The sequence below is a fragment of the Brachyspira hampsonii 30446 genome, from assembly GCF_000316195.1.
Taxonomy (GTDB): Bacteria; Spirochaetota; Brachyspiria; order Brachyspirales; family Brachyspiraceae; genus Brachyspira; species Brachyspira hampsonii_C.
This window is the reverse complement of the sequence record NZ_JH994110.1, coordinates 21,903-38,741: the sequence shown is the minus strand read 5'-3', so window position 1 is coordinate 38,741 and position 16,839 is coordinate 21,903. Positions and strand designations below refer to the sequence as shown.

Genomic DNA, 16,839 nt, shown 5'->3' with positions numbered 1-16,839 from the left:
ATATATTGATAAAATATGTTTTAAGGTATATAATAACGCAAAAATTTATTAAGGGGATTTTTTAATGAAATTTTTTATAGATACAGCAAATGTTGATGAAATTAGAAAAGCTAATGATATGGGTGTAATTTGCGGAGTTACAACAAATCCGTCTCTAATAGCTAAAGAAGGAAGAGATTTTAAAAAGACTATAGAAGAAATTACTACTATAGTTGATGGTCCTATATCAGGAGAGGTAAAGGCTACTACTGTTAAAGCGGAAGATATGATTGCTGAGGCAAGAGAAATAGCTAAAATACATAAAAATATGGTAGTAAAAATTCCTATGACAGCAGAAGGTCTAAAAGCAGTTAAAGTACTTTCCAAAGAAGGAATTAAAACTAATGTTACTTTGATATTCTCTGCCAATCAGGCTCTTTTAGCAGCAAGAGCAGGGGCTACTTATGTTTCTCCTTTCATAGGAAGACTTGATGATATATCTTCTGATGGTCTTGAACTTATTAGAACTATATCAGAAATATTTGCTACACATGCAATAGAAACAGAAATAATATCTGCAAGCGTAAGACACCCTATACATGTTACAGAATGTGCATTAGCCGGTGCTGATATTGCTACAGTGCCTTATAATGTTATAGAGCAGATGACTAAACATCCATTAACTGATCAAGGTATAGAAAAATTCAAAAAAGATTACGAGGCTGTTTTCGGAAAATAATTAATAATTTATTTTTATAAAAGGGCAGTGTTTTATTAATACTTCCCTTTTATAATTTCTTATATAATCCCGCCCTATATGCTTTCAGTATTATCCGAATTTATAAATGATTTTTTTATTTATAGTTTTAACTGATATTAAAGCATCCACCCAATATTTTTTTAAATTCATAGTTTATCTGCCGCACGCAGAATAAAATTAAAAATATAAATTTATTTTCAATTATAATTTTATTATATTTTTAAATTTTATTTACCGTGCGTTAAAAAAAATTTAATTTTAAATTAAAACTTGGGTGGGTGCTTATATTTATAAATGAGCTTTAAATGTAATTAATAATTTAAAATTATAATATTGCTGTAAAAATAAAAGGGCGGGGATTAGATGAAAGTTTTAAATATTTAAATAAATTTTTATTCTCCAAAAATAGCATTAACTAAATTTAATTTATCATCATTTTCTTCATAAACAATATCTTCAATGCCAAATAATATTAAACTAGATAAAGCATCTGGAAAATCTAAATAACTAAATACATCTCCTTTAATGCTGCTTCCAGAAAGAGAATCATCAAAATTAAGCAGCTGCCTTAAAGCTATATAACCCCGTCCATTATTTGTTTTAAGCCATTTATCAGTATCTGAGCCGTCCGGTACTTTCTGCCAGCTTTTCGGAAAATAAACTTTATCATATATCAAATAACTTGCACTAACTATTCTCTCGGCTTTATTCTTATGTACATAAAAAGGCGTTACTTCAAAATGTTTTTCTAATCTTTTTACCAATTCTTTTTGAGCAAAGTTGCTTTCGCATAATATTTTTTTTATATTTTTATTTGATAAAAAATTTATTATGCTTTCATCTGTTGTAGAGTTAGAATCATTTCTTATAAGTCCTGAATCTATTAAATAAATATCTTCGCCTATTTGTGTATATATTATTGCTGAAGTAAAACAATTATATTCTCCGAATGCAGGATCAACTATTGCTTTATGTTCTGAAGAATAAATTTTTTCTTTTATAGTATTTAAATTATCATCATAGAATTTTAATTTTGAATATATAAATATTTTTCCTTGTTTATTTTTGATTTTACCAAGCCAAATATGATCATACATTTTTGGCATGAGTTTTAAAGTGGAAAGTCTTGATTTATTTAATATATCGCTGAAATAATAATTGCCGTCATAATTAATAAAAGTTATTAAAATGCTGCTGTCTTCGTATTCTTTATAATTGTATTTATTATTATTTTTATCTGTATAAAATTTATTTTCTAAGTTAAATTTTATTACTGTTTTATAAATGAAATCCGTTTCAAATCTAGGATTAAATGCAATCCATATTTCACTTTTTTCTGCTCTTATTGAAGGCTCTAATATTTCATAGCTTCTTTGAGTTAGAGTTTGAGCTTCTTCTATAAAACATATTCGCACATTATAAATAGACTTAATTTCCTCAATAGAACATTCTCTAATACCTAAAAATATGAATTTGCAGTTTGTAGCTTTATTAATGATTTCATTTCTTTTTATATTAAAAAAATTTTCTAGGTGAAGTTCTTTTATAATACTTATTAAAAGAGGGTATGTTGAATATGAAATTGATTTTTGTATTTCTCTTGAGCATAGTATTACTCCGCTTTTTTCAAAACTTTTAGCTATTAAAATTCTTGCTATTGATTCACTTTTTCCTCCTCCGCGTCCTCCGAATGCTATTTTTAATCTCTTTTCAGTATTAGCCCATTTTTCAAATGGTTTTAAAATATTAAAGTCAATAGTCATAATTTTTTCTCATAATTTATTTTAGTAATATCTCCATATAAAAAAGCAAAAATTATAAGTTATTATAAGTGAAATTCATTTTATGAACATTAATTACTTAACCGTTTTTTAAATAAATTTTTAAACATTATAAAAACATGTGTGTAATACTATATTTTCTCTACTAAACATTAAAATAAGTAATACTATCAATTCAAAATAAATCAGAAAATATATAGGTCTGGGTATGTAAATTAAGTTTTAAAATTTATTATTGATATTTTATCTTAGCATATTAAAATATTAATAGGATATAAAAATGGATAAAGAAATTAGAGACTTTAATAAAGATTTTGATGATGAAATTTTTGACATAGCATTCATACTTAAAAGATCATGCTGCAAATACGGTAAATTACCTTGGGACAAATATGATACTTTATTCGTTTCTGCTATAGCTTTAAAAAATATTGCTGCTAATGAAATTATAGAAAATACTCATATTATAATTCATAAAAAGATTGAAAAAGTTCAAGAATATGTAAAAATATTCAAAGATGAAAGCATAGTAAGATTAAATGTTAGAAAAGAAAAAGATCCTGATGACTTTTATATTAATTTTTTACTTGAAGATATAGTTGATAATGATTATAAAGATGATGATTTAAATATCATATTAGAAAAATATTCGGATGTTATTTATTATAAAGATGAAGAATTAGGCGATGTTGAACTTAATAAGGATATAAACAGTTTTAAGAAAGAGATGCCTTGGACTAACAATAATATTTTAATCTTTTTTGATAATATTGATGAAGAGTTTAATAAAAGAAGTGTTAATATAATCAAAAAAATATTTGCTAATAAAAAAGATATTGATAGAAGATTAAAAGAGTGTGCGGCAGAGAGTATATTTAAGCCTTGTAATATAGAAAGAGAAGAATTCATAAAATCAATAAGTTTAGAATCTATAAGTATATATTGTGAAAACTGTATAACATTTTATTTTAATGACGGTGATAGAGTAACAATACCAGTAAATAGTGATTGGGATTTTAATTTTAAACAGATTACTCAATTAATGTTTTTTTAAATTTATATCATACTCACCGCACGCTAAATAAAGCTTAAAATATAAGTTTATATATAAATTCAAATTTTATTGTATTATATAAATTTGTTTACCGTGCGTTAAATAAATTCCAAACTTAATAAAAACTAGTGTGGGTGCTGAAATTTCTAATTAAGTTATGAAGATATTTAATATTAAAATTTAAAAGTTAGTTATAAATAATAAAGGGTGGGTAATGTAATAAAGTTTTAAAATTTAATTACACTTGCCCACCCTCTAGGTTTTTTATTGCATTTTAAGTTTAATTTGTTCTGTTATTCTAGCTGCCCACCCAAATTATTTTTATAATTTACAATCTATTTTTTAGCTAATATATAATTAATAAAAATAATATTTAATAATTTTTATAATACTATATAATTGATAATTAAGTTTATATTTATAATAATATAGGATTAATTAAAATATGTCTGATTATGTTATTATAGAATTATACAATAAATCAAAAGAAGCATTTTATGATAATAATTTTGAATTATCTATTGAATATCTTGAAAAAATTTTATTTTATCAAGGAGATAATTATGAAATATATCATTTTATAGCAATAAATCGAAATCATTTAAAACAATATAAAAAAGCTATAATAAATTTGAATAAAGCCATAGAATTAAATAGTACTGACTGCCTTATTTATTCTGAAAGAGCTTTTTCAAAATATCGTTTAGGATTATATGAAGAATCTATAAAAGATTTGGATAATGCTATAAAATTGAATAATAATTATTTATGAGCTTACTTTAATAGAGGAAATGCTAAATTAGATTTGAAACAGTATGAAGAAGCAATAAAAGATTATAATAGAGTTATAGAATTAGATAATAATAATTTATTGGCTTATTTTAATAGAGGAAATACTAAATTAAAATTAAAACAATATGAATGGGCTATTGAAGACGCTTGTAAATGTATAGAAATAGATAAAAACTATATAGATGCTTATAATCAAATAGGTAAATATAGAAAAATCTATTGAAATATGTAATGAATGTTTGGAAGATTTTTATAAAACTATAGAATTAAATAAAGAACATGATTATGCTTTAAACAGTATAGTCTACATTAAAAATATGCTTGCCAATATTCAAAAAGAAAGTATTTCTGAAGAAGAACATAAAAAATTAAAATCTGAAGCTTTAGAAAATTTTGAAAAAGCGTATAAAATAGCTAATGATAAATTAAAACCAAAAATGGAAAAATACTTAATAAAGCTTGCAAAAGAAAATGACAGTATGGGTATAGAGTTATGTACTAAAAATGGTATTGATTATAGTAAATAAGTTTATATGTTATTTTTATAAAAAATTAATCATCATAAATATTTTTTCTATGTACAATTTGAAATAATATTTTTGACAAAATAAAATGATATCATAGTATATTTAAATCTTTTTTTACTTCATCAATAGAATATAATTCTTCGCATTTTTGTAATCTTTTTTCTGCTTCTAATCATAATAATCTTCCAAATATTCTATAATGGCATTTTCTATCAATTTACTTTCAGATATATTTTTTTCTTTAGCAATATTTTCTATATTTTTTTTGAGTGTTGGAGAAAGTTCTAATAACATATTTATCTCCTAAATTTAAGTATTGAATTCAATATATTTTATATTATAATAGTATAAATTACAATATAGAGGTTTTAATGGACAAAGATTATAAATTTAAAGTAGATGAATTATTAAAAGACGGCAAAGTTAAATTAGTAGAAGTTACAAAATCAGATGATGGAAAATCTTTTGAAGAGAATGATATAAATTTGAATGAACGAGATACAGATGGATATAAACTTTTAAAATTAATGCTCGAAGATTTAATAATAAGATACGGAGTAAAAAAATAAATTTATATAAATTAAATATTTTTGTTTATTTAATGAAAAATAAGGAATAATTATGAATAAAGAAGAAGCTAAACAAAAAATAGAACAATTAACAGAAACTATTAATTATCATAATAAACTTTATTATACAGATGACAATCCCGAAATAGAAGACTATGAATATGATAAACTTTTTAGAGAATTAGAAAATCTTGAAAGAGAGTTTCCAGAATTAAAAAAAGAGGACAGCCCTACAAATAAAGTGGGAGGCACCATATTAGAAAAGTTTGAAAAGTTTGAGCACCCAATTGCAATGTATTCGCTTTCTAATGTTATGAATGAAGAGGAGTTTTTGGATTTTGATAATAGAATGCAAAGAGAACTTGATGCTAGTAATATAAAATACACTGTTGAAAATAAATTTGACGGACTTGCTTTAGAGCTTATTTACGAAAAAGGAAAACTCACAGTTGCAAGCACAAGAGGAGACGGACAAGTTGGAGAGAATGTTACTAATAATGTTAAGATGATGAGCAATGTTCCTAAAAGCATAAAAGAGAAAAATAAACTCATTGTAAGAGGAGAAGCATTAATAACAAAAAAAGATTTTGAGGCCTTAAATAAAGAAAGAGAAGAACTTGAAGAGATACCTTTTGCCAATGCAAGAAATGCTGCTTCCGGAGGATTAAGACAATTAGACAGTGCAGAAAGTAAAAAGAGAAGATTAAAATTCTTTGCATATCAAATAGCTAATTATAAAGATTTTGATTTAACTAATGAATATAAATCAATGGAGTTTTTATCCGATTTAGGATTTACAGTGGAAGGAGTGCATCAAAATATTGATGCTAAAAAAGTATTAGAAACTTACTACGATATACAAGAAAAAAGAAGCAAAATGGATTATGAGATTGACGGTCTTGTAATAAAAGTTGATGATGTGAAATATCAGGAGAAATTAGGATTTTTATCTCGTGCTCCAAGATTTGCAGTAGCTTTTAAATTCAAACCAGAAGAGAAAGAAACGGTTTTAAAAAATATAGAAGTACAGGTTGGACGCACTGGAGCATTAACTCCTGTTGCTAAATTAGAGCCTGTTCAAGTTGGAGGCGTTACTGTTTCAAATGTTACACTTCATAATCCTAATGAAATAAAATCAAAAGATATAAGAATCGGAGATACTGTTGTAGTTATACGTTCAGGTGATGTTATACCAAAGATTACAAGAGTGGTATTAGAAAAGCGTCCTAAAGACAGCAAGCCTTTTGAGTTTCCTAAAAAATGTCCAGTATGCGGAGGCGATACTGCTGTAACGGATGGCGATGTAATAGTAAGATGTATTAATGAAGAGTGTCCAAGTAAGATTACAAGATATATAGAGTATTTTGTTTCAAAGCCTGCTATGAATATGGAGCGAATAGGTAAAGAATGGATTGCTGTATTTACAAAAAGCGGACTTGTAAAAACTCCGGCAGATCTTTATAAAATAACAAGAGATGATTTATTTAAGTTTGAAAGAATGGGCGAAAAATTAACAAGCTACATGCTTGAATCCATTGAGAACAGTAAAAACACTACATTAAAAAGATTTATATATGCATTGGGTATTCGTCAGGTTGGAGAAACTACTGCAGACTTACTAGCAAAATATTTCACTTCTATAGACAATTTCAAAAAAGCAACTATTGAAGATTTACAAAATATTGAAGGAATAGGAGAAATTAGTGCTAAAAGTATTTATGATTTTCTTCATAATGAAAAGACATTAAAGTTAATAGACGATTTACTTGCAGCAGGAGTTAATCCGGTATTTGAAAAAGTAGTAACAGTAGAATCCCCTCTCACTGGAAAGAATGTTGTAATAACAGGCTCAATAGAAGGTTTTACAAGGACTTCAGCAAAAGAGACCGCAGAGAGATTAGGAGCAAATGTTCAGTCTGCGGTATCAAAAAACACTGATATTTTAATAGTAGGAGAAAAGGCTGGAAGCAAACTTAAAAAAGCTCAGGATTTAGGCATTCAGATAATGGAAGCCGATGAGTTTATAAAGCTTGCTAATGGATAAAAGGTATGAAAGTATTGACTGTTAAAAATCCATTTGGATATTTAATTTGTTATGGTATAAAAGATGTAGAAAATAGAACTTGGAATACTAAATATAGGGGCACTATCCTTATACATACAAGTTCTAAAGAATACTGTAGTATTTTTAGTATTAAAGAACAATTACCAATAATAAATTATATGTATGAAATTATATATAATAGGAATTATTATATAAAATCAGAATATGTTGATTTTATTGGTAATAATTTTATTCTTAATGAAATATATAAAGAAGATAAAAATGTTTTATCAGAGTTTAGATTACTTAATGATTTATACAATAAATACATTAAAAAAGAACCTTTGTTATTGACAAGTTCTATAATTGGTAAGGTAGATGTTGTAGATGTAATTGTTGATAGTAAATCAAAATGGGCTCATAATAATTCATTTCATTGGATTTTAGATAATCCTACATTATTTAACACTAGTATTAATAATATAAAAGGTAATTTGGGATTATGGAATTATAATTAATAATGGAAATTGTAATGAATAAAATAATTTTTATTTCGGGAATACATGGCGTTGGAAAAGATTATATTGCTAATATTTTAAAGAAATATTCAAAAATTAATGTGTATTCTGCCAGTGATTTAATAAAGAAATATTCAGAAATGGATACAGATATTGATAAAAAAGTATTAAATATTGAGTCAAATCAGCAAAATTTAATTACTTCTATAGATACATTTGTAAAAGATGAATTATTTATATTGTTAGGACATTTTTGTTTATTTGATAAGCATTATTATATAAAAAAAATTGATAAAGAAATATTTTTTAAATTAAATTTAAAAAAAATTATTTTGATTGTTGATAATACATATAATATACAGTCTAGATTAAAAAAAAGAGATAATATATTTTTTAATCTAGCATTACTTGATAAATTTCAAAATACAGAAATAGAATATGCCAATGAAATTGCTTCTATATTAAATATCCCTATATTAAAGATTAATAATGATGATAATAATAACTATGATGATATTATAAATTTTATAAAAAGGTAGAATATACTAACTTATTTGTTTCTTTTAACAAAATTTTTGTATCGTATTTTTTATAATTTATATTATAATATAAATTATTAGTATTTATATTATAAATAATATTCATATTGGTATTTATAAATTTATATCTCTCATAAGATAAATTATCAGTAATACTATTAAAAAATAATTCTTTTGAATATTTATTATAACAATTTATTTGATCTTTTAATTTGAATCCAAAATAGTTAAATAAATATTTAAATTGATATATTTTGTTTTCATTTACAGTTATCAATGGTTTATCGTCTTCAAGCCATTCAATACCTAATTTTATTAGAGATTTTCCTATACCATTATTTCTATATCTTTTATCAACTCTTAATGTAGATATTTTTTTTTCTGAATTTGATTTCTTTAATATAATTATACCTGCTATATCATTTTTATGTGTGCATATAAAAATTTTTCTATTATTGTTTAGTTTTAAGTTTTTATCAAACAAATTCCTATACCAATATGAAAAATTTGGATATTCATTATTAAGAAAGTATAAATAATTATATAATTTATAATAAAACATTTTATATATCCCTAAAAAATAAAGAAGAAATTAATTTAATGATTTTGGGTATAGAAGTTGATATTATACCTGAAATAATTCCTATTGATATAGTTATAATTAAATATCTTATTGTGAGAATAAAATCAACTTTATTCCTTAATATTTTTATTAATATACTTAATTCATTTCCATCTATTTTAAAATGATAAGCTATTAGTTTGGATAAATCTATATTATATGGTTCTAAATATTTTTTCCAATTTTCTTCTAATACTCTTGATTCATATTTAGAAGTTGATAAAAAATTTATATTACTGTATATATTATCCATTAATAAAAAATGTATTTTATTAAAATCTAATAATTTTCTATCATCATGGTTATCTATTAAATTAATATAATCAAAATTTCTTTTTTTATTTACTTTTAAATCTATTAAATTATATATTTTGTAATATGGGTTAAATATGTTATTTAAATTATTCTCCTCACGTATAATATTATCTTTTAAACTATTGGCATTTAACCTAAATCTCAAATATATATTATCTAATTTTTTATATTTTTTAGATATTGTTATTTCTAGTAAATTATTTTTTATATTTTTATTATCTTCATCTACATTTATAATTTTATAATTTGTATTATTAATTTCTATATTATTTTCTGATATTTTGCAGTTTTCATTAAATATTAAATTAGTTATATTTAAATTATCTAATAATATATTTGATAAATTTGATACTCTATTTATTTGAAAGGGAAAATATACATATATGGTATCAATAGATTCTGCTTTTTCTATTTTTATACCTATATCAATTAATATGGTTGAATTTAGAAACCATAAATTTATATGTAAATCTGCCTTATTATAAACATTGGTTAATGTATTATCAGTTTTATAGAAAAAAGCAAAACTTTCCATAATTTTCCTACCTATGTAAATTATAAGATTTTAGAATATATTATACTATATATCTATAAAGTACACAATATATACTTCAATTTGTTAGAATTTACATGTCAATTATCATTAATTATGACATATAAAAAAATGAAGCTTTTAAATCTAAAATTGAGGGAATGTAAATTAAGTTTTAAAATTTATTCTCACTTCCCGCCCTATAAATTTTTTAATATTATCTGTTATTTATAGCTTGTTTTTACTTTTTTACCATAACTGTAATTTAAGCACCCACCCAAGCTTTTTTTAATTTATAATATTTTTAACGCACGGTGAACTTTATTCTTATACATAATAAAATTAGAATCATCAATTAAGCTGTGTTAAAAAATACATACTGCGTGCGTAGAGGAAAGTGCAAATTTAAATATATTTTAACTCCCACCCCCTAAATTTTTTAATATTATCTGTTATTTATAGCTTATTTTTTCTTTATTTACATTAACAGTCATTGAAGTACCCACCCAAGCTTTTTTTAATTTATAATATTTTTAACGCACGGTGAACTTTATTCTTATACATAATAAAATTAGAATTATTAATAAATCAGTATTAAAAAATCTGCTCTGCGTGCGTATATGACTGCTTTTGAGTTTTGTATATTTTTTATTAAATATAGTGTGCTATTATATCATCAATTTAACTTAAATTAATAATTTTTGTTATAATATTAAAATTAAAATATAAAAAATATAGATGAAACAAAATAAAAAAATATTCTTATTATCATATTTAGTATTTATATCAGCAGTAATTCTATTTATTGTAATTTTTTCTATTTTAGGAAATATGGAGAGAGTAGGGTATTTATCAAATTTCAATCATATATTAGAAAATAAATATTATTTCACATTAAAATTTAAAAGCAAAATTTTTAAGAATAATAAAATATATAGAGTATACCCAAATACAAATGAAATACCTGATAATGTTACAAATATAAGATGGAGCGGAAGTTATTACGGTAATTTAGTTCTTGATGATTCAAGTATACAATTAAAAGAAAATGATAAAATAGAAAATGTTAAATATAAACTTAAAATACAAAAGAATGTATTCTTATTTTTATTATTTATAATAATAGTTTTTCCTGCAATTTATTTTTATGTTATACCTAATATATATTATCATTATAAATCTTATATTTTCTTTTTTGTGCTGAATTCTTTTTTGTATTTAATAACTTCAAATTTAATAATGCCTTTGTTTTCTATGATGAAGCTTGATTTTAATATATATGATTTTTTATATACTTATATATTTGTAATGACAGCTTATAATTTGCTTTTATATTATCCATTTAATTTAGGCAATATAAAAAATATTAGAATAATACTTACAGCTTTATTTTCTGTTATATCAATATTTTCATTTATTGTTATAGAGTCAATAAGTTTAACTGTACTTAATATGGTTATATTATTTTCAGATATGCCGAACCTTTATTCATCACTTATTACAGTTCTTCCTATGCATCTAAAAATTATAACTATCATTGTGAGTATAATATATTTTTCTTCTTTGTTGGTTTTTTCTATATTATTTATTTTTAATATATATAAAATGTTTATGGAGAGAGGTAAAGTATCATCTGCCGCGATGACAGCTTTTATAATATTTGCTGTATTTTATTTATTTTTAAAGCCTAAGAATATAGATATATGGAGCATAGACTTTTTAAGAAATGCTAAAAGAAATGGAATCATAAATACACTCAATTACAGGATAAATTATGACCGATTAAATGAAATAAAACCAAGTTCAGAATTAGTATCGGACTCTATAAAAATATTAAAAGAATATGAATCTAAAAGAGATATTTCAAAACTTTATTTGAAATCTACAAAAAATATTTTTGATAATATAAAGAAATTAGATGATAGTATGCATTCTATATTGATTGAAGCACCTAGTAAAAATAGTAACTTTATATACAATAATGAAAATATAGATTATGAATATATAGAACTATTAAAAAGCAATTATCATGATATATATACTAATTTAGAAATATCAATTACAAATGATTTATTAAAAATAGAAGAATTAAAAAAATCTTTAAAAAGAGATGTGTATTTAATATTCTTAGAATCTTTTTATGATTATTCACATTTTAAAAAATTATTTAATAAAGATCCTTTCCCTAAAGAATACAGAAAATGGGCAGACTCATCAAGAAAAATAGCTCCTAATGTTAATAACGGAAGTTTTTATGCAAGACTTTCCGGACTTACAGGCTCAAGTCCTCTTTATCCTAAGACACAATCGGAAAAAATAGAAAATACTTTGCCGGATCTACTTTCAAAAAATGGATATAATACAATAGCTTTGGAAGAGGCATTGAATACTTATAATTTAAAAACTTTTTATCCTTCAATAGGTTTTAAATCTCAGGTATTTGGATTAGGTACTACAAATATTAATACATATTTAAGTACGAATATTGGTAATTTAGGAACTCCTGTATTTGCTGCGGGTTTTACTATTTTAGGGCATACAGATTCTCATTTATCTAATGATTTGAACTTCGCTGGAAATAATAAAAACTTTTTGGATAATTTTGAGGGTAATGATAAACTTCATATAATAGAAACTATTGATAATTCTGCAATGACTGCAATAAACATTATAGAGATAAGAGACACCATTTTAAAACATTCACCTAATGCAATTATAATATTTAAGCATGATCATCTTTATCCCTATTTGAAAGCCATAATAGAACGTTCTAGCATAGATGAGAATATAAAAACTAATTTTTTGAATGATTATAAACCTTCTCCTATACTCATTTGGGACGGTACTAACGGAGCATACAAAGCACCTGAAAATTTTACCCCTGAAAATATACCATTATTTATAGCTGTTAATTTGAATATAGATTATACAAATAGTGTTATATCTCTTTTGTACAAAGAAGAAATTGATGATACTATCAGTACTTATAATAGGTTTTATTATACAACAAATGATTCTATTATCGATAATAGCGAAGTTTCAAATATGACAATATTTAAATATGAAAATGCTCAAAGAATATTATCGCAGGATATTTTTCAGGGAAAGAAACATTATTATAATTTGATAAAAGGATTAACTAATAATTAAAATTATTTTTATTAATTATCAAAGCGACTCTGATATTTATTTTTTTTATTATTGCTAAGCAATAAACTCGCTTATAATTATCTAACAACTAAAGTTATCATCTGCTCGTTTATTGCTTTAATTATCAAAGCCCACTCTGATATTTATTTTATTTATTATTGCTAAGCAATAAACTCGCTTATAATTAGCTGACAACTAAAGTTATCAGCTGCTCGTTTATTGCTTTAATTATCAAAACCCACTCTGATATTTATTTTATTCTCTTCTTCTTGAATCTTTCTTTTTAATTCCCTATTTTCCAATTTTTTATTATTTCTGATTTTTAAAATTTCAAAGAATACTATAATAGCCCTTTCACTTGGAGGATTATATTTATGTATTATTCTTCTAGTTTTTGACTCTTTGCCTTCCTTATCAGTTTTTATTTCACTTATGATTTCCTTACTGTAATAGCCTAATGCTTTTTTTATCAAGGCATTTTCTATTTTTATTTTGGCATCTTTAAAATATTCTTCTTTTGCTTTTCTTATTTTTTTTACTAAGCTCTTTTTATATTTTTTACTTGATTTATTAATATAGTCTTTTAAGTCATTATAGTTTATATTTAGTTTTTTACTTATTTCTTCAAATGTAGGATTATATTCTTTTACAATTTCGTATATTTGTTTTTCTGTTTCTTTATTATATTTTTTATTCATAAAAATATCCTTTATAAATTTATGCTATAAAATAATCAAAAAATATAAGTTATTATGAGCATTTTATAAAAAACTATTGCTATAAATAATAATTACTATATAATAAAAAATATCAATATATTATGGGTTATATGATGATTAAAAAAATTGCAGTATTATATTTATTTTTATTATTTTTAATATCTTGTAATGCTGATAGTGATGCTTATACATCTGCATCTTCAAAATACAAAGAAGCTCCAAGAGAAAGTAAAGGCTTAACTAATTTTACAGGTATTTGGCAGGCGAAATTTCCAAATAATAATTGCAGTATTATAGTAGAAAGTACAGGAAATGTATTATATAATGATTTTTTAGCTTCATCTATAGAAGATTTAGGAAATGATAGATATAAAATGAATATATCTGCAGATAAAAATTTTTCTATTACATTGAAATTTAAATCTGATACAGAAGGAACAGTTGAAGATGATAATTTTGGAATTGGAGTATTAACAAAATCAGAATGATAAAAAAGTTTATTTTAGTATTGAATCTTTTACACTAAATATTTTTATTTTTCTATATTGTTTTCATCATTTTCTTCTTCATTATTATATTCATCATCATCATCTTCTTCTAGCATATTGCTTGATACATAATCTCTATTTAAGAAAAACAATGTTATAATAATCTGAAAATATGTGTTGAATATATATAGAACTATCATAGCAATAAAATATGATAATAATCCCTCTCTGTTTTCTGTAGAAGCTGGAAAAATAGTCATGGCGAATACTTGCTGAAATAAAAATATAAATCCCAATAAAAATAAAGTTTTAAAGAATTTAGGTTTTACTAAATAAAAAGAATATTTTAAAGCATCTATTCCCCAAGTATGTCTTAAAGTACAAATATTTTTAATGAAAACAAAAAATACTATAAAAGCAATACCAGGAACAATGAAAAAAGTAGCCCCTAAAAATACCAATATAAAATATATAAAAGTTGTAAATATAGTAGGCAATAAAAATTTAAAACTTCTTATTATAGCCCAATTAGCACTTTTAATATTTCCATAAATTAATCTTTCTACCAATAATGATACGGATATGGCAGAAATAGTGTCTAACAATAAAGAAAGAAATATATTTACATAGAATCCTATAGTAACATCATTTTTGAACCAATTAATGAGATCCTCATAGGTTTTTAACTTTTCCGGATCAAATGTGCTTATCGGCAAATAGATTCCTGTCAATATCAAAGGCAGGCAGCATATTAAAGAAAGTATAATAAAATTAGTAAAATTGTGTTTAAATAAAGAAAAAGAAATAGTAAATAAATCTAAAGTTTCAAAATCTCTTTTCTTTAATTCATTTCTTAATGAAAACATATATTTCCTTATAAAATTAAAAATGTACTTCTTATTATCGTATAATTATATATAAATTAAAATTGTAACATGATTTTAACCTATAGTAATTTAAATTACAAATATATTTTGGAATAATAATACGCATAGCATCGGCAAAGAAGTGGGTGCGGAAAGATGGTGTACTTCACAGGGCTAGTCCCCATAAAATTATAAAAAAATTAGTTTTGAAAGGAATCTATTATATAAAATTAAAAGTTTAGTTATAAATAGATATATAACCTTTTATTTTTTATAGCTATATTACCCCGCCCGCCCGCCCCTAAGTTTATTTAAAAAAGCATGCAGATAAAAAGACTAGGCTTCATTTAGAAAACCTAGCCTTTATTAACAATAATATTTTAAGAATTATTTTGCATTAATAGCATCTATTATTTCAACACATTTCATGTACATTCTAGGAATATGAAAAGGTCCTTTATACATATTTCCTTTTAAGTCGGTGGATATTCTTCCGTCTCTATGAAGATATCCGAACCATTCACCGTATTCTGTATCAATGAATTTTTTAGTATATTCTTTTACTGTATCATGCTTTTCTAAATATTTATCATCTTTAGTAAAGTAGTAGCAGTATAAAGCGGCAATAGCAGCTTCAGTCTGAGGCCACCAGAATTTCATGTCATGATGATATTCGCTTTTAGGCTTTCCAAGTACATCCATATACTGAATAATACCGCCGTACTCTTTATCCCAGCCCCATTCCCACATCCAGTCAAATATTTTTAGTCCTAGGGCTTTTAATTTTTCATCATGTCCTCTTTCTATAGATTCTCTTAATATAAACCAAGATGATTCTATAGCATGTCCAGGGTTCAATAGTCTTCCTTCAAAGTGATCCTGCAAAGTACCATCTGGATTGCATTGTTCTAATACTGCTTTTTTCTCTTCATATAAGAATAATTGTATATTAGAAAGAAGATTATCTATATATTTATTGTAATAATCCTTATTTTCCGGATCAGCTTTTCTCAATTCCTGAACAGTAGCAAGCATTATCATAGGAGGTCCGAAAGCTATAGTAGGTCTGTTTATAGGGTTTACTTTAGGAATTAAAAGTCCTTCTTTCTGATATCTGTCTATATTATCAAGTATTTCTCTAGCCTTTTTAGCATAGCTTTTATCTCCGCTTGCTCTTGAGTATGCTGCCATAGCTATAAGACAGAATGTTTCTGAGTAGTAATATCTTAATCTTTTTATGATAGGCTTACCATCTTCAGTAACTCTGAAAAACATTCTTCCGTCGCCTTCTTTATCAAAGCAGTATTTTTCCAAAAAGTCTATTCCCAATTTTGCCGCTTCTAAATACTCATCTTTTTTTTCAAAATCAGCATAAAGAGTAGATAATACCCAAGCAAATCTTCCCTGAAACCATACGGATTTATCACTTTCTATTAAATTTCCTTTTCTGTCTAAAGCAGTGTAGTATCCGCCATGCTTTTTATCAAGACCGTTTTTAAGCCAAAATGGTATAACATTGTCTTTGAGCATGTGAAGATACTCATTTTTTACTTCGTTTAAATTGCTCATAAAAAATTCCTTAAA

General features: G+C 24.0%; 17 protein-coding genes and 1 pseudogene. 11 read left to right on the top strand and 7 right to left on the bottom strand.

Annotated features, from left to right (window positions below; translation table 11 throughout):
- The first annotated feature begins 64 nt into the window (after positions 1-64).
- Positions 65-718, top strand: coding sequence for a fructose-6-phosphate aldolase (gene fsa / locus A966_RS00355; protein ID WP_008721282.1), 654 nt, complete (start codon positions 65-67; stop codon positions 716-718).
- Between the two features lie 413 nt (positions 719-1,131).
- Here the strand turns inward: fsa and A966_RS00350 are convergent, their stop codons facing one another.
- Positions 1,132-2,502, bottom strand: coding sequence for a phage terminase large subunit (locus tag A966_RS00350; RefSeq protein ID WP_008721280.1), 1,371 nt, complete (start codon positions 2,500-2,502; stop codon positions 1,132-1,134).
- 298 nt (positions 2,503-2,800) lie between these two features.
- Here A966_RS00350 and A966_RS00345 point away from each other — a divergent pair, with 298 nt between their 5' ends.
- The 4 genes and pseudogenes from A966_RS00345 (at position 2,801) to A966_RS00335 (ending at position 4,893) form a co-directional block, all read left to right on the top strand.
- Positions 2,801-3,574, top strand: coding sequence for a DUF7021 domain-containing protein (locus tag A966_RS00345; RefSeq protein ID WP_008721278.1), 774 nt, complete (start codon positions 2,801-2,803; stop codon positions 3,572-3,574).
- 445 nt (positions 3,575-4,019) lie between these two features.
- Positions 4,020-4,346, top strand: coding sequence for a tetratricopeptide repeat protein (locus tag A966_RS13105; protein ID WP_008721275.1), 327 nt, complete (start codon positions 4,020-4,022; stop codon positions 4,344-4,346).
- A gap of 12 nt (positions 4,347-4,358) precedes the next feature.
- Positions 4,359-4,589, top strand: a pseudogene (locus tag A966_RS13100) (tetratricopeptide repeat protein); the annotation flags it as partial.
- A gap of 16 nt (positions 4,590-4,605) precedes the next feature.
- On the top strand, positions 4,606-4,893 hold the full coding sequence (locus A966_RS00335; protein WP_008721270.1) for a hypothetical protein: 288 nt from the start codon (positions 4,606-4,608) through the stop codon (positions 4,891-4,893).
- Positions 4,894-5,061: 168 nt separating this feature from the next.
- Here A966_RS00335 and A966_RS13900 read toward each other — a convergent pair whose 3' ends face one another.
- The gene (locus A966_RS13900) at positions 5,062-5,187 is read right to left on the bottom strand and encodes a hypothetical protein (protein WP_008721268.1); all 126 of its coding nucleotides are present in this window, start codon (positions 5,185-5,187) and stop codon (positions 5,062-5,064) included.
- A 77-nt stretch (positions 5,188-5,264) separates the two neighbouring features.
- Here A966_RS13900 and A966_RS00325 point away from each other — a divergent pair, with 77 nt between their 5' ends.
- From A966_RS00325 to A966_RS00310, 4 genes are read left to right on the top strand one after another with little or no spacing between them, the layout of a single operon-like run.
- On the top strand, positions 5,265-5,462 hold the full coding sequence (locus A966_RS00325; RefSeq protein ID WP_008721266.1) for a hypothetical protein: 198 nt from the start codon (positions 5,265-5,267) through the stop codon (positions 5,460-5,462).
- A gap of 52 nt (positions 5,463-5,514) precedes the next feature.
- Positions 5,515-7,506, top strand: coding sequence for an NAD-dependent DNA ligase LigA (gene ligA / locus A966_RS00320; RefSeq protein WP_008721264.1), 1,992 nt, complete (start codon positions 5,515-5,517; stop codon positions 7,504-7,506).
- A 5-nt stretch (positions 7,507-7,511) separates the two neighbouring features.
- Positions 7,512-8,024, top strand: a complete 513-nt coding sequence (locus A966_RS00315) for an ASCH domain-containing protein (RefSeq protein ID WP_008721262.1) — start codon at positions 7,512-7,514, stop codon at positions 8,022-8,024.
- Positions 8,025-8,038: 14 nt separating this feature from the next.
- Positions 8,039-8,563, top strand: coding sequence for an AAA family ATPase (locus tag A966_RS00310; protein WP_176719992.1), 525 nt, complete (start codon positions 8,039-8,041; stop codon positions 8,561-8,563).
- Here the strand turns inward: A966_RS00310 and A966_RS00305 are convergent.
- Both A966_RS00305 and A966_RS00300 read right to left on the bottom strand, forming a co-directional pair.
- Complete coding sequence (locus A966_RS00305; protein WP_008721258.1) at positions 8,550-9,125, bottom strand: GNAT family N-acetyltransferase; 576 nt, start codon at positions 9,123-9,125, stop codon at positions 8,550-8,552. The two genes, A966_RS00310 and A966_RS00305, sit on opposite strands and share 14 nt — an antisense overlap.
- Before the next feature lies 1 nt (position 9,126).
- A complete protein-coding gene (locus A966_RS00300) occupies positions 9,127-10,035 on the bottom strand; it encodes a hypothetical protein (RefSeq protein ID WP_008721255.1) in 909 nt (302 codons plus the stop codon).
- Between the two features lie 735 nt (positions 10,036-10,770).
- Here A966_RS00300 and A966_RS00295 point away from each other — a divergent pair.
- Positions 10,771-13,182, top strand: coding sequence for an alkaline phosphatase family protein (locus A966_RS00295; RefSeq protein ID WP_039955391.1), 2,412 nt, complete (start codon positions 10,771-10,773; stop codon positions 13,180-13,182).
- A 224-nt stretch (positions 13,183-13,406) separates the two neighbouring features.
- Here the strand turns inward: A966_RS00295 and A966_RS00290 are convergent, their stop codons facing one another.
- Positions 13,407-13,880, bottom strand: coding sequence for a hypothetical protein (locus A966_RS00290; protein WP_008721252.1), 474 nt, complete (start codon positions 13,878-13,880; stop codon positions 13,407-13,409).
- A gap of 134 nt (positions 13,881-14,014) precedes the next feature.
- Between A966_RS00290 and A966_RS00285 the strand changes: the two genes are divergently transcribed.
- A complete protein-coding gene (locus A966_RS00285) occupies positions 14,015-14,389 on the top strand; it encodes a hypothetical protein (RefSeq protein ID WP_008721250.1) in 375 nt (124 codons plus the stop codon).
- A 44-nt stretch (positions 14,390-14,433) separates the two neighbouring features.
- On the opposite strand, the gene A966_RS00280 is transcribed toward A966_RS00285, so the two are convergent.
- A complete protein-coding gene (locus A966_RS00280; RefSeq protein ID WP_008721249.1) occupies positions 14,434-15,255 on the bottom strand; it encodes a hypothetical protein in 822 nt (273 codons plus the stop codon).
- A 387-nt stretch (positions 15,256-15,642) separates the two neighbouring features.
- A complete protein-coding gene (locus A966_RS00275; protein WP_008721247.1) occupies positions 15,643-16,824 on the bottom strand; it encodes an AGE family epimerase/isomerase in 1,182 nt (393 codons plus the stop codon).
- Positions 16,825-16,839 lie beyond the last annotated feature (15 nt).